Below are 13491 nucleotides of genomic sequence, written 5' to 3' on the forward strand. Positions count from 1 at the left end.
ATTAATCGTGGTATCTTTGCACAAAATTTATATCAATTATGAAACAAATTTACTTTTTAGTAGCCTTATTTGCTGCTTCTTTTTCTTTTGCTCAACAACCTATTATTACATCAATAATGGACGGTACCTGTTCAGGTGGTACTCCTAAATTAATTGAGATCTATGCTGATGGAACAGTTGATTTCACACAGTATACTTTAGAAAAATCTGCAAATGGTGGTGCTTTCGGTTCACCTTTTGACCTAAGCGTTTTTGGAACTAGAACAGATTCATTTGTCTATGTGTACTCAGGTACCGAGGCTACCTTAAATTTAGAATTTCCAAATATTCCCGCAACTGATTATGCTAACGCCAGTGCGGCAAACAACAACGGAGATGATGCTATTCGTATTATTGAAACTGTAAGTACAAATGTGGTAGACACATACGGTACTATGGTTGATGGTACTGGAGAAACTTGGGAATATTTAGACTCTTATGCAAAAAGAGTTGATGGTACTGGTCCAGATGCTACTTTTAACCAAGCAAACTGGAATACTACTGCCCCTAATACTCTAGATAATCAGTGTGGTACAACAACTTTTGAATCTATCATTAATGCAGGGTCTTATACTACTACTGCAAACACTAACCCAACATTGAGTATTACTGCTCCTGCAAATGGAAGTACAGTAACTAGCAATGTAGATGTTTCATTTGTGGTAACCAATTTTAACGTAGCATCAGCTGGTGGTGATGGTTATGTTCAATATGAATTAGACAATAACGGCTTTGTAGATAAATTTGATACTACAGATATTTCATTTACAAGTTTAAGTCCTGCTACTTATACGGTAACGATTCAACTAGTAGATAATGTAGGTGCTCCTTTAAACCCTGCTGTTTCTCAATCAGTAAGCTTTACAGTCCCAGGTGCTCAACAAGTTCAAGACCTTGCTGCATTAAGAGCAATAAGCCTTCCTACTTCTGATGTTATTACTGTTGCCGGAGAAGTAATAATTACTCATACTGAAGGTTTCAGAAACCAAAAATGGATACAAGACGCGACTGCTGGTGTTTTAATTGATGATAATTCTGGAATTATTACAACTGCTTTAGTAAGAGGTGATGGAATCACAGGAGTTACTGGTACTCTTAGTGAATTCAATGGACTACTTCAATTCACTCCAACTGTAGACACTGGCGCTCCAACAAGCACAGGAAACACAGTTGCTCCAGAAATAGTTACTCTTGCTCAATTAAACGCAAACCCAGAAGACTACGAATCTGAAATTGTACAAATTGATAATGTTACTTTTGACAATGCAGATGGTACTCTAGCATTTTCAAACGGTGATGAGCAACCTATTTCTGTTGGAATGGACAGTTTTTCTCATAGAGCTCTTTTCAATGTAGATTACATAGGATCAATATATCCTACACAACCTACAAGCCTTATTGGTTTTATTACTCAAAGAAGTAATGGTTACCACATTCAAGCTAGAGATCTTACTGATATCACTATCCTTTCTAACGATACGATTGACTCAGTAGATTTCAACATTTATCCTAATCCTAACAGTACTGATAAATTATTTATCAATACTTCAAACGGACAACCAGTTAACGTGACTGTATACAGCACATTAGGACAACAGATCATCAATGTACAGAATGTTACAAGAGAATTAAACATTTCTAGCCTTGATGCTGGTCTTTATATCGTAAGAATTTCTCAAGATGAAGTTTCTCAAACTCGTAAACTAATCGTTAAGTAAACTACGATCACATTATAGAATAAAGAGCACTGCGATACGCAGTGCTTTTTTATTTTTGCCTTTAATATGAATACTACAAGAAAAAATCCTTTTACTATAAAAGACCATAAGGAATTTAATGAACAATGTATTCATCAATTCAACTATCAGTACAACAACAATCCCGTTTATAAAAGGTACTGTAATTACCTCTTAGGAAACAAACAAGTTCACCAGATAGAGGAAATACCGTTTTTACCTATTGAATTTTTCAAAACTCATGATGTGGTAATTACAGGGAAACAAATACAACAAACATTTACAAGTTCTGGTACAACAGGCAGCACAGTCTCAAGACATCTAGTACATTCGATAGAAGATTATCACAGTAGTTTAGATCTATCTTTCAAAGAAGTATATGGCAATATTGAAGATTATGTAGTTCTTGGCCTCTTACCGCATTACCTTGATCGCACTGGCTCGTCTCTAGTACACATGGTTAACAGATGGATCCAACAAAGTAAACATGAGAAAAGCGGCTTCTATTTAAGAAACATGGAAGACCTCATTACAATCCTTCAAGAATTAAAGGATAAAAAAGTAATATTAATTGGTGTTACGTTTGCTCTTTTACAACTCGCTGAAATGTGCCCGATGGATTTACCTAATACAATAATCATTGAAACTGGAGGAATGAAAGGGATGAGAAAGGAAATTATTAAGTCTGAACTTCATGACATACTAAAGAAATCTTTCTCAAAGGCTCAAATTCACAGTGAATATGGAATGACAGAATTACTGTCACAAGCATATTCATTTGATGGTAAGCTGTTTAAAACTCCAAATTGGATGCGTGTATCTGCCAGGCAACTCAATGATCCGTTGAGCAGTCAAGATTACGGCAAGACAGGTGGCTTAAACATTATTGACCTTGCTAATTATTATTCTTGTAGTTTTATTGCTACCCAAGATCTAGGAAAAGTGTACCAGGACGGTACCTTTGAAGTTCTTGGTAGATTTGACCACAGCGATATTAGAGGCTGTAACCTTATGGCCACTACCTAACGATGAATAGGATTATAACCTAGGTAATTTGTTTCGCTTTCGCGAAAGCGAATATCATAAGACTCTAATTCTTTTAAAATTGGTTCGTAAACAGAACTGCAAATTGGAATTTGCACACCGGGATTTGTAATTTCTTTATCAAGTATTTTTAATGTAGCAATTGCAACTGGTAATCCCACTGTTTTGGCCATTGCCGTTTTATAGTCACCTTCACCCAGACAAACCATGGTACTATCTATTTGTTTGCGCTCACCATCAAGTTCATATCCAAATTTGTGATACATAACTATCATGTCCTTTTCACCTTCTTCCAAGGTCCAAGAATCCTGTAAGATATATTGAAGAATTTGTGCAGGAGTTGCATTTTTTAGACTTATCATTTTAGTAGAACTAAAAAGATCTAGCTCTAATAGTTTATCCCACATAATATCATCTTGATCAATTTTAAGCTCATTGCGCATTTTGAGCTCTACGCTATCAGTTGGTGAATACGGTAAAAAGCTATTTACAAAATCTCGATAAGACATGTTTTCAGAACCTTCCATGACATAAGTATCATCGGTCATTCCCAGTTGGACAAAAATATTCCAAGCCCTACTAAATCCTACTCTTCTCATAGTACCACGATATAGAGTAAGAACGTCGTTTAAACCATAAATTTCACGATAATGCAAGCTATTGCGGTTTGCATAAGCTTCAAACCTTCCATAACCTTCTACATCAAGAAACTCGGTTCTCCTAAAAAGTCGGTTATAGGGTATGTATTTGTAAGTTCCTTCTTGTATAAATTTTGCAGCACCACCTTGACCAGCAGTGACCACATTTCTAGGATTCCACGTGAACTTGTAATTCCATAAATTATCATCATGTTCTGGCGCAACTAATCCACCAGTAAACGATTCAAAAAGCAACATTTTTCCACCTTGCTTTTTGATTTTATCGATAACCTGCATGGCGCTCATATGATCAATTCCTGGGTCAACACCAATCTCATTCATGAATACAAGTCCCTTTTTCACCACATCATCGTGAAGTTCTTGCATTTCTTCACTCACATAACTTGCGGTAACCATATTTTTATCGAGTTTCAAACAATCCTTTGCCACTTCAATATGAAATCTTGCTGGCAACATAGAAACAATGATATCAGCCTTTTCAATTTGCGTCTTTCTATCTGCAGCATTAAAAACATCTAGCGCTATCGCCTCACAGTTTTTATGCCCTTGAGTCAACCTCAATGCCTGGTCTATATCCTTATCACCTACAGTGATAAACAATTGATGAGTTTCAGATTTTTCTTTTAAATAATCTAATAGGACACCTGTTGATTTTCCTGCTCCGATTACTAAGATATGACGCATATGAGTTGTAATTTTAGACCAAAGTACATAGATAATAATCAAAAGAAAATTTTGTGAGAAAGAATTTTTTAGTCACAGGAAGTGTATTTATCCTTATAGGAGTGATACTAGGAGCATTAGGTGCGCATGCTTTAAAAGAAGCACTTACACCAGAACAATTGGCAAGTTTTGAAACAGGAGTTAGATATCAAATCTACCACGGATTTGCTTTATTAATTATGAGTTTAATCGATCAAGCAACCGCTACTCACAAAAAAACAGTTTATTATTTATTCACGGTAGGAACCATTTTCTTCTCATTGAGTATTTACTTACTTAGTTTACAGGAAATACTGGGAATTACATTAAAGTTTCTAGGACCAATTACACCGATTGGTGGGCTACTTTTAATCATAGGATGGGCTGTAAACGTGTACAATTTTTTAAAATTAAAACGTTAAAAAGGTTGTACTACAACGTTATAGTGCGTTACTTTTGCATCAAATTTTAACTCCCAAACCACACAACATGGGTTCAAATACACTAGCTATGAGAACTATCTCACTAGAAAAATGGGGAATCACAGATTCTCAATTACATTACCAACTTGCACCAAAAGATCTGCAAGAAATCTCCGTAGAGCGTTTCAATGGTAAGGAAACTAAAAACGGTACCCTAGCCGTAAACACAGGTGAATTTACAGGACGATCCCCAAAGGATCGTTTTATCGTTAAAGACGATGTAACATCTGACAAAATTTGGTGGGGTGACATCAATATTCCTTTTGAACCAGATCATTTTGATGCGTTATTAGAAAAAGTTACAGCATACCTAAATGGAAAAGAGCTTTTTGTGAGAGATGCTTATGCATGTGCACATGATGACTATAGACTTAATCTACGAGTGATTAATGAATATCCATGGTCTAACATGTTTGCTCACAATATGTTTTTAAGACCCGATGAAAGCGAATTAGACAACTTTGATCCTGAATGGACGGTAATTAACGCTCCAGGATTTATGGCTAATCCTGAGGTTGATCATACCAGACAACACAATTTTGCAATTTTGAATTTTTCAAGAAAAATTGCTTTGATAGGAGGAACAGGATATACAGGTGAAATCAAGAAAGGTATCTTCAGTGCCTTAAACTTCATTCTTCCTGTAGACAAAAACACATTACCTATGCACTGTAGTGCCAATGTAGGTAAGGACGGAAATACAGCAATATTCTTTGGTTTAAGTGGAACAGGAAAAACTACTTTATCGACCGATCCTAATCGAGCTCTTATCGGTGACGATGAACACGGTTGGACCTCAAACAATGAAGTTTTTAACTTTGAAGGTGGTTGTTATGCCAAGGTCATAAATCTAGACCCAAAGGGTGAACCTGAGATCTATAATGCGATTAAACCAGGAGCTATTTTAGAAAACGTGATTTTCAATGAGAATGGCACCGTTAATTTTGCAGATACTAGTATTACTCAAAACACCAGAGTAAGCTACCCTATTTATCATATTGAAAACATCAAGCAACCATCAAAAGGAAAGAATCCAAAAAATATATTCTTCCTTACAGCAGATGCTTTTGGTGTGTTACCTCCGATTTCAAAACTTACGCCAGGACAAGCTGCATACCACTTTATTAGTGGATATACTGCAAAGGTAGCTGGTACTGAAGCTGGAGTAAATGAACCACAACCTAGTTTCTCAGCTTGTTTTGGAGCTCCTTTTATGCCTTTACATCCAACTAAGTATGCTGAAATGTTGAGCGCCAAAATGAAGGAAACTGGTACCAACGTTTGGCTAGTGAACACCGGATGGACTGGAGGTCCTTATGGAGTTGGCCACAGAATGAAGCTTAAATACACAAGAGCGATGATTACCGCTGCCCTTGACGGAAGTTTAGAAGAGGCAAATAAAGACAATTATCACATACACTCTATGTTTGGCGTGGCTCAACCTAGAACATGCCCTAACGTGCCTGACGAAGTTTTAAGCCCGAGAAAATCATGGAACAATGATGAAGGTTATTATAAGACCGCACATAAATTAAGAGATTACTTTATGAATAACTTCAAAAAATTTGAAAGTTATGCTAGTGAAGAAATCCTTGCTGGTGGACCGCCAGCAATTAGTGAATAACACTATTAAAAAAGGCTTCTCAATGAGAAGCCTTTTTTGTTTTTATTAAATTTCGCTTTCGCGAAAGCGAAAATTCTACCTTTTATTTTCCTTTAATATAATTTTCGATCGCCATTGACATAGAAGGCGATTCTGGAGTAGGTGCCTGAATATCTATTCGAAGACCTTTTTCTTGCGCTGCTTTCATCGTAGTGTTACCAAAAACAGCAATACGAGTTTTATCCTGCACAAAGTCAGGGAAATTCTTGAACAAACTCTCTATACCACTAGGACTAAAAAATACCAGAACGTCGTATTTTACATCTGCAAGGTCAGAAAGATCACTAATTACTGTTCTAAAGAAAACAGCACTCTTCCAATTCACTCCTAGCGAATCAAGCTCTCTAGGTACATCATCCTTTAATTTATCAGAACTAGGAACTAAAAAAGATTCGTTTTTATGTTTTTTAATAAGAGGAGTAAGCTCTGCAAAAGTCCTTTTACCTACATAAATTTTACGCTTTCTATAGACTACATATTTTTGCAAGTAATAAGCTACAGCCTCTGACTGACAAAAATACTTTAGAGAGTCTGGAATTTTAAAACGCATTTCTTCAGCAACGCGGAAAAAATGATCAACGGCATTTCTACTAGTAAGGATGATAGCACTAAACTTAGAAAGATCAATTTTTTGTTCTCTTACCTCCTTAGCACTCGCGCCTTCCACGTGAATGAAAGAGCGAAAATCAATCTTCACCTTAGTACGATCTACAAGATTTTGATAAGGTGAGGTTTCAGCCTTTGGTTGTGGCTGTGAAACCAGAATTGTTTTCACTTTATTGTCCATATGCAATTTCAATTATCCACCCTTAACATACTTATACAAAAGTAAGTAGGGTGCGATTTCAAGGGCGCAAAGGTACAAAATAAAATAAAACCAATTGTTTAAAAGCACCTTCTTTAACTTAACTATAATTAAAATACTGATAAGTATTTCCATGAACACAGCTGTAATTCCCGCTATAACAAGGGTATCGTGCTGCAAACTTTTAAACGCTGCTACAATAGCAAATAAAATGGCAACAATAGCAAACCCGTTTCTCATAAACCACCTATAGTGCCAGCCTAAATAAACAACATCCTCTGTCTTTGTTATTACAGAACAAATTTTTGACACAAAGTATTGAAAACTATAAAACAAGATGATTAAAAGCAGTTTCATTACCCATTCCTTACTTATAAGGTGGTTATCACCCCAAACCAGTTGGGCTATGGTTGTAAGAGCAACAAAATAACAAATAATTAAGGCTGCATGAATCCACCTGTAAGCTTTAGGCTCGTCCAAGGTTACTTTTATTATTTTGTCATTTATAAAAACAGATAAGTAATCGGTAATTTGAATACTAGACATGTAACGTGCAATCACCACAAAAACGAGTAATGTAGTAAGTACAATAAAAAACCAATCAAAATTTTGTGCGAGTGGACTCATAAGCAAGTGAACACAAAAATAAGCTATTCAACTAGTCGTTTAAAATAGGGTAGAATATTTGAGTATTTTTGCGCCTGCTATATGAAAAAGACATTAGTCATAATACCTACTTATAATGAGATTGAAAATATCTCATCCATTTGTAATGCAGTATTACTTTTAAATGATGACATACATTTATTAGTCGTAGACGATAATTCACCAGACGGCACTGCAAATGAAGTAAAACAGATTCAAAAAAAATTTGACAATAGACTGCATTTAGAAATTAGAAAAAATAAAGCTGGTCTAGGAACGGCCTATATCCATGGGTTTAAATGGGCGTTAAAAAGAGAATATGACTTTATATTTGAAATGGATGCTGATTTCAGTCATAATCCAGCTGATCTTCCTATTCTTTATGAAGCATGTGCTACACATGGCGCAGACCTCGCTATAGGTAGCCGTTACGTCAAAGGTGTCAACGTGGTTAACTGGCCCATGAGTCGCATATTACTATCTTATTTTGCATCAAAATATGTGAGATTCATAACTGGTATGGATATCCATGACACGACAGCAGGATTCAAATGTTATAAATCAAGTTTATTAAGGAAAATTAATTTAGATAAGATTAAATTTGTGGGCTACGCTTTCCAAATTGAACTTAAGTTCAAAGCCTACTTACTGAAAGCAAAAATTGTTGAAATACCAGTCATTTTCACTGACCGCTCAAAAGGTGAATCTAAAATGTCGAAAGGAATAATAAGCGAGGCTATTATTGGTGTAATAGCTATGAAAATAAAGAGTGTACTAGGGAAATTAGAAATATGAAAAAGACTTTAATTAAGAATGCTAAAATTGTCAATGAAGGAACCATTTTTGAAGGAGACATATTCATTGAAGGTGATACTATTCTTGAAATCGATGAATCAATAAGTGCCAAAGATCCTAACACCATTATTATTGATGCCGAAGGAAAATATGTTCTACCAGGTGTAATTGATGATCAAGTACATTTTAGAGAACCAGGTCTTACTCATAAAGGTAACATCGCTTCAGAAAGTGCTGCTGCTGTAGCTGGTGGAATAACCACCTTTATGGAACAACCTAATACAAAACCACAAACCACCACTATTCCAGAGTGGGAAAATAAAATGGCTATTGCAGCAGCAACTAGTCATGCTAATTATGGTTTCATGTTTGGTGGTACTAATAACAACCTTGATGAAATACTCAAAGTGGACATTAATAGAGTACCTGGTATTAAATTGTTCTTAGGATCATCAACAGGGAATATGCTGGTCAATGACGAGGAAGTTCTTAAAGAAATTTTTTCTAAAGTAAAGCTTAGAATATCGCTACACTGTGAAGATGAAGACACCATAAAAGCAAATTTAGAGGAGGCTCTAAATACATATGGTGAAGAAATTCCAATAACCGAACATCCAAAAATACGCAGTGCAGAAGCCTGTTATAAAAGTAGCTCAAAGGCCGTTGAGCTTGCTAAACAAACTGGTGGTAGAATTCACGTTTTTCATTTGTCAACCGGTAAGGAAACCGAGCTTTTTGATAATAAATTACCTATAGAGCAAAAACAAATCACTGCCGAGGTTTGTATACATCACTTGTGGTTTAGTGACGAGGATTACAAAGAAAAAGGAGCGTTTATAAAATGGAATCCTGCGGTAAAAACAAAAAGTGATAGAGATCAGTTATGGGAAGCCCTATTGGATGATAGGATTGACGTAATAGCTACAGACCATGCGCCACATACTATTGAAGAAAAATCAAACACTTATACAAGTTGTCCTAGTGGTGGTCCTTTAGTCCAACATGCTTTACCAGCCATGTTACAATTTGTACATGAAGGAAAAATCTCTATTGAAAAGGTGGTTGAAAAAATGTGTCACAATCCAGCGAGATTATTTGACATCGAAAAACGTGGCTATATAAGAAAAGGATATAAGGCAGATCTAGTTATTGTAGACACCAATAACCCATGGACTGTTACCAAAGATAACATTCTTGCGAGCTGTGGATGGTCTCCTTTTGAAGGTGTTACCTTTAAAAGTAGAATTTCACATACTATCGTTAATGGTCACATAGCCTATCACAACTTTAAAGTAAGTGCAGAAAGAAATGCCCAAGAATTAAGTTTCAATCGATGAAAAAAATAATTTTCATACTCTTTATCACAATTGTAGGTTGTGTTAACATCAATAAAGTGGAACGTCCAGAATCTTTTCTTGATATTGAGAAGATGTCTGATGTTTTTGCCGACTTATATTTGATTGAAGGGGCGATAGGAACAAATCGTGATAATTTTATGAAAACGGGCACTCTTCCTACTGCCTATATTTATAAGAAGCATCAAATCGACAGTCTTGTATTTAAAGAGAATTTAGAATACTACAACCAAAGACCTGATGAATATTTGGAAATGATTGAGCTCACTCAATCAAAATTAAACACCATCAAGGATAGCATTGCAGCACGTCAACAGCGTGAAAATAAATTAGGTGAATTAAAAACACCCTTAAACACACTATTAGAAAGGGATAGTATTAATAATTTAAAAGAAGAAAATTAATTTAGATTCTTATAAAAAGTTGTAACCCTTTGTATGGTTTGATCAAAATGCTTGGTCTCATAATTCGGTAAGACAGCTTTTATTTTATCGTTACTATAATACGTTTCACTAGTGAGACTCTTAACTGTGGCACTAGTTAAACTTGAACCTCCTAACCAGCCTATAGGTTGAGATAGTATAGATAGAAAATGTAAAAACCATGCGCTTAATTTGATACTAGGCTTTTTTACCTTTAAATGACCTGCTATTTGATCAAGAACAGTTTTGTAATTAAGATTGTTAGACACTAGGATAAAACGCTCATTTTCCACATCACTTTCCATGAGATTTACCATGTAATGCACAACATCACGTACATCTATAAAACCACTACCACCCGTAGTATAAAATTTATTCCCGCCAGCTGTTCTAGATATTAACTTACCCGATCCTGAATTAAAATCACCTTCGCCTAGTATAACTCCAGGATTGACAATTATAACCTTCATACCTTCTTGAGTAGCACGCCAGGCTTCCATTTCGGCACCATATTTTGTAATGGCATAATCACTATTAAGTCCGTCCAAATTAAAAAAGTCTTCCTCGCTAGTTGGTTTTCCTGCTGGAGCATCTCCTAAAGCCGCTATACTACTTACGTGACAAAATTTTTCTACATTGTGGTGCAATGCTGTATTAATAACATTAGCAGTTCCAGTGACATTTATTTTTTCAAGTTCTTCAAAATTATTTGCTTCAATGGCCGCTGCACAGTGATATACTTGTTTTACATTGTTAAAGACAAGGTTTAAACTAGGCACGTCCAGAACATCAGCCTTTACCCAATTAAAATTCTCAATGAGATGTCCACTTTCTTTGTCGTACGATTCAAAAATGCGGCGTACTTTATCCTTGCTACTCTCTGTTCTAAAAATGGCAATTATTTGTGTTGCGCTTTCGCGAAAGCGATATAACAAATGTCCTCCTAATAATCCAGTTGCTCCTGTGATAAGAATCATGTTGTAAAAGTAATGAATACATCACGATCACAGTGCTACAAAACTGCCAAAACCCCATATATTTGCAGGTCAAAACACAAGCTTATGTCCTACGATTTTGTAAATGAATTGAGATGGAGAGGAATGATACATGATATCATGCCCGATACTGAAGAACTACTTAACAAGGAAACTGTTACAGGTTATATAGGCTTTGACCCTACTGCAGATTCTCTTCACATAGGAAGTCTAGTACAAATCATTTTACTCATGCACCTACAACGATCTGGTCACAGACCGGTTGCACTTGTAGGTGGAGCCACTGGTATGATAGGTGATCCAAGTGGTAAAAGCAGTGAGCGTAACTTACTTACCCAAGAGATTCTGGATAAAAATATAAAAGGTGTCAAAAACGTAATATCTAGATTTATCGATTTTGAATCTGGTGATGAAAGTACTCGTGCTGTTCTAGTGAATAATTACGACTGGATGAAAGAATTTAGCCTAATCGATTTTGCTAGAGATATTGGTAAACACATTACTGTAAACTACATGATGGCCAAGGATAGCGTGAAAAAACGCTTTACGGGTGAAGTGGATGGGATGAGCTTTACAGAATTCACCTACCAGCTGTTTCAGGGATATGATTTCTTACATCTCTATGAAACAATGGGTTGTAAACTGCAAATAGGTGGTAGTGACCAATGGGGAAATATCACCACTGGTACAGAGTTAATACGACGTAAGGCTGGTGGAAAAGCTTATGCACTTACTACTCCTTTAGTTACTAAGGCTGATGGTACGAAATTCGGTAAAACAGAATCGGGAAATATATGGTTAGATGCAGACAAAACAAGTGTTTATCAATTTTACCAATTCTGGTTTAATGCAACGGATGCCGATGCTGAAAACTGGATTAAAATTTTCACTTTTCTAGACAAGGAAACATGTGAACAATTAATCGAAGAACACAATCAGGATGCAGGCCGAAGATCTCTTCAAAAACGCCTAGCTGAAGAAGTAACCGTTATGGTCCATGGTAAAGAAGCTTACGAAACAGCTGTAGAAGCTTCACAAATTCTATTTAGTAAAACGGTAACACCAGAGCAATGGAACAAATTTGACAAAGCTACTTTACTCGAGATTTTTGAAGGTGTTCCACAAGTAGAAGTAGATCGCAAAGTGGTTGAAAATGGCATAGATCTAGTTCAATTCTTTGCAGAGACTACTGGATTCCTAAAATCTAATAGTGAAGTAAGAAGAGCTCTTAAAGAAAATAGTTTATCAATAAATAAAAATAAGATAACCGAGGAAAGAGCTATAAATGAAGACGATATTATTGCTGGTGACTTAATGCTTTTACAGCGAGGTAAGCGTAACAAGTTTCTAGTTATTTTAAAATAAAAACTTCTTTAACCCAATCAAAAAAAGCCTCTGAAATATCAGAGGCTTTTTTTATTTGAGAATTTTTAATCTCTTCTTCCTAAATATATAGACAAGAAGTATAAAAGTGTGGCGAGTGAACCTACAGCCGCAACCAGATAGGTACGTGCTGCCCATTTTAAGGCATCCTTGGCGCCTTCATGTTCTTCTCTAGTAAGCATATTGTTACCTTCTAACCAAGCTAGAGCACGATTACTAGCATCATACTCAACTGGCAAGGTGATAAAAGAAAACAAGGTTCCTGTAGCATACATTAGAATACCTATTAATAGTAGCGTATTTCCAAATTGAGTAGTCGCGGCTAGTGTGATCCCACCGATAATAACCCATTGTGAAAATCGTGATGCGATGCTTACTACAGGCACTAGTTTTGACCTCATTCCTAACCATGAGTAAGCTGTAGCATGTTGTATCGCATGGCCTACTTCATGAGCCGCAACAGCAGCGGCTGCTGCGTTACGTTGAGAGTACACCACGTCACTCAAATTAACCGTTTTATTAGCCGGATTGTAGTGATCTGTTAATTGACCTTTTACAGAAATTACTTTTACATCCGTTATGCCATTATCGTCTAGCATTTTTTGAGCTATTTCTGCCCCAGACATTCCATTACGTAAATGAATTTTTGAATAGTGCTTGAATTTAGATTTCAATTTATTACTTACATACATACTTACCAGCATTACCAATCCTCCGATAATGTAGTACCCCATTAAACCCATTCTTTTTATGTTTTAAATTATTA

13 protein-coding genes are annotated in these 13491 nt (G+C 35.9%); 8 read left to right on the forward strand and 5 right to left on the reverse strand.

The genetic code is table 11. The features are described 5' to 3' along the window. The first annotated feature begins 38 nt into the window (after positions 1–38). Together AAT17_RS06040 and AAT17_RS06045 are read left to right on the forward strand one after the other, a co-directional pair. On the forward strand, positions 39–1757 hold the full coding sequence (locus tag AAT17_RS06040; protein ID WP_042276187.1) for a T9SS type A sorting domain-containing protein: 1719 nt from the start codon (positions 39–41) through the stop codon (positions 1755–1757). A 66-nt stretch (positions 1758–1823) separates the two neighbouring features. Continuing rightward, entirely contained in the window at positions 1824–2801 is a 978-nt protein-coding gene (locus AAT17_RS06045; RefSeq protein WP_060523283.1) for an acyl transferase, read from the forward strand. Here AAT17_RS06045 and AAT17_RS06050 read toward each other — a convergent pair. Continuing rightward, positions 2798–4162 carry a saccharopine dehydrogenase family protein gene (locus AAT17_RS06050; protein ID WP_060523284.1) on the reverse strand — a complete coding sequence of 455 codons (1365 nt, stop codon included), beginning with the start codon at positions 4160–4162 and terminating at the stop codon, positions 2798–2800. The genes AAT17_RS06045 and AAT17_RS06050 overlap by 4 nt on opposite strands. A gap of 53 nt (positions 4163–4215) precedes the next feature. Here AAT17_RS06050 and AAT17_RS06055 point away from each other — a divergent pair, with 53 nt between their 5' ends. Together AAT17_RS06055 and pckA are read left to right on the forward strand one after the other, a co-directional pair. Then, entirely contained in the window at positions 4216–4602 is a 387-nt protein-coding gene (locus tag AAT17_RS06055; RefSeq protein ID WP_042276193.1) for a DUF423 domain-containing protein, read from the forward strand. A 67-nt stretch (positions 4603–4669) separates the two neighbouring features. Next, positions 4670–6286: a phosphoenolpyruvate carboxykinase (ATP) gene (gene pckA / locus AAT17_RS06060; protein ID WP_060523285.1), complete on the forward strand. Its 1617-nt coding sequence runs from the start codon at positions 4670–4672 to the stop codon at positions 6284–6286. Between the two features lie 82 nt (positions 6287–6368). On the opposite strand, the gene AAT17_RS06065 is transcribed toward pckA, so the two are convergent. Together AAT17_RS06065 and AAT17_RS06070 are read right to left on the reverse strand one after the other, a co-directional pair. Then, positions 6369–7112, reverse strand: a complete 744-nt coding sequence (locus AAT17_RS06065; protein ID WP_042277252.1) for a uroporphyrinogen-III synthase — start codon at positions 7110–7112, stop codon at positions 6369–6371. Between the two features lie 12 nt (positions 7113–7124). Continuing rightward, the gene (locus tag AAT17_RS06070) at positions 7125–7757 is read right to left on the reverse strand and encodes a DUF4271 domain-containing protein (RefSeq protein ID WP_060523286.1); all 633 of its coding nucleotides are present in this window, start codon (positions 7755–7757) and stop codon (positions 7125–7127) included. A gap of 81 nt (positions 7758–7838) precedes the next feature. On the opposite strand from AAT17_RS06070, the gene AAT17_RS06075 reads away from it, so the two are divergent. The 3 genes from AAT17_RS06075 to AAT17_RS06085 are packed head-to-tail and all read left to right on the forward strand — an operon-like array spanning position 7839 to position 10329. Then, positions 7839–8570, forward strand: coding sequence for a polyprenol monophosphomannose synthase (locus AAT17_RS06075; RefSeq protein ID WP_060523287.1), 732 nt, complete (start codon positions 7839–7841; stop codon positions 8568–8570). Then, positions 8567–9907 carry a dihydroorotase gene (locus tag AAT17_RS06080; RefSeq protein ID WP_060523288.1) on the forward strand — a complete coding sequence of 447 codons (1341 nt, stop codon included), beginning with the start codon at positions 8567–8569 and terminating at the stop codon, positions 9905–9907. Before AAT17_RS06075 ends, AAT17_RS06080 begins: the two co-directional genes overlap by 4 nt. Next, entirely contained in the window at positions 9904–10329 is a 426-nt protein-coding gene (locus AAT17_RS06085) for a DUF4296 domain-containing protein (RefSeq protein WP_042276202.1), read from the forward strand. Before AAT17_RS06080 ends, AAT17_RS06085 begins: the two co-directional genes overlap by 4 nt. Here AAT17_RS06085 and AAT17_RS06090 read toward each other — a convergent pair. Continuing rightward, on the reverse strand, positions 10326–11324 hold the full coding sequence (locus AAT17_RS06090; protein ID WP_060523289.1) for an NAD-dependent epimerase/dehydratase family protein: 999 nt from the start codon (positions 11322–11324) through the stop codon (positions 10326–10328). The two genes, AAT17_RS06085 and AAT17_RS06090, sit on opposite strands and share 4 nt — an antisense overlap. Before the next feature lie 84 nt (positions 11325–11408). Between AAT17_RS06090 and tyrS the strand changes: the two genes are divergently transcribed. Further along, positions 11409–12707, forward strand: coding sequence for a tyrosine--tRNA ligase (gene tyrS / locus AAT17_RS06095; protein ID WP_060523290.1), 1299 nt, complete (start codon positions 11409–11411; stop codon positions 12705–12707). Between the two features lie 65 nt (positions 12708–12772). Here tyrS and AAT17_RS06100 read toward each other — a convergent pair whose 3' ends face one another. After that, positions 12773–13468, reverse strand: a complete 696-nt coding sequence (locus AAT17_RS06100) for a zinc metallopeptidase (protein WP_060523291.1) — start codon at positions 13466–13468, stop codon at positions 12773–12775. Positions 13469–13491: the final 23 nt, after the last annotated feature.

It is taken from the genome of Nonlabens sp. MIC269 (assembly GCF_001430865.1).
Taxonomy (GTDB): domain Bacteria; phylum Bacteroidota; class Bacteroidia; order Flavobacteriales; family Flavobacteriaceae; genus Nonlabens; species Nonlabens tegetincola.

Coding starts and splice junctions, on each gene's coding strand:
- AAT17_RS06040 (WP_042276187.1), top strand. CDS start 39: ATGAAACAAATTTACTTTTTAGTAGCCTTATTTGCTGCTTCTTTTTCT.
- AAT17_RS06045 (WP_060523283.1), top strand. CDS start 1,824: ATGAATACTACAAGAAAAAATCCTTTTACTATAAAAGACCATAAGGAA.
- AAT17_RS06050 (WP_060523284.1), bottom strand. CDS start 4,162: ATGCGTCATATCTTAGTAATCGGAGCAGGAAAATCAACAGGTGTCCTA.
- pckA (WP_060523285.1), top strand. CDS start 4,670: ATGGGTTCAAATACACTAGCTATGAGAACTATCTCACTAGAAAAATGG.
- AAT17_RS06065 (WP_042277252.1), bottom strand. CDS start 7,112: ATGGACAATAAAGTGAAAACAATTCTGGTTTCACAGCCACAACCAAAG.
- AAT17_RS06070 (WP_060523286.1), bottom strand. CDS start 7,757: ATGAGTCCACTCGCACAAAATTTTGATTGGTTTTTTATTGTACTTACT.
- AAT17_RS06075 (WP_060523287.1), top strand. CDS start 7,839: ATGAAAAAGACATTAGTCATAATACCTACTTATAATGAGATTGAAAAT.
- AAT17_RS06080 (WP_060523288.1), top strand. CDS start 8,567: ATGAAAAAGACTTTAATTAAGAATGCTAAAATTGTCAATGAAGGAACC.
- AAT17_RS06085 (WP_042276202.1), top strand. CDS start 9,904: ATGAAAAAAATAATTTTCATACTCTTTATCACAATTGTAGGTTGTGTT.
- AAT17_RS06090 (WP_060523289.1), bottom strand. CDS start 11,324: ATGATTCTTATCACAGGAGCAACTGGATTATTAGGAGGACATTTGTTA.
- tyrS (WP_060523290.1), top strand. CDS start 11,409: ATGTCCTACGATTTTGTAAATGAATTGAGATGGAGAGGAATGATACAT.
- AAT17_RS06100 (WP_060523291.1), bottom strand. CDS start 13,468: ATGGGTTTAATGGGGTACTACATTATCGGAGGATTGGTAATGCTGGTA.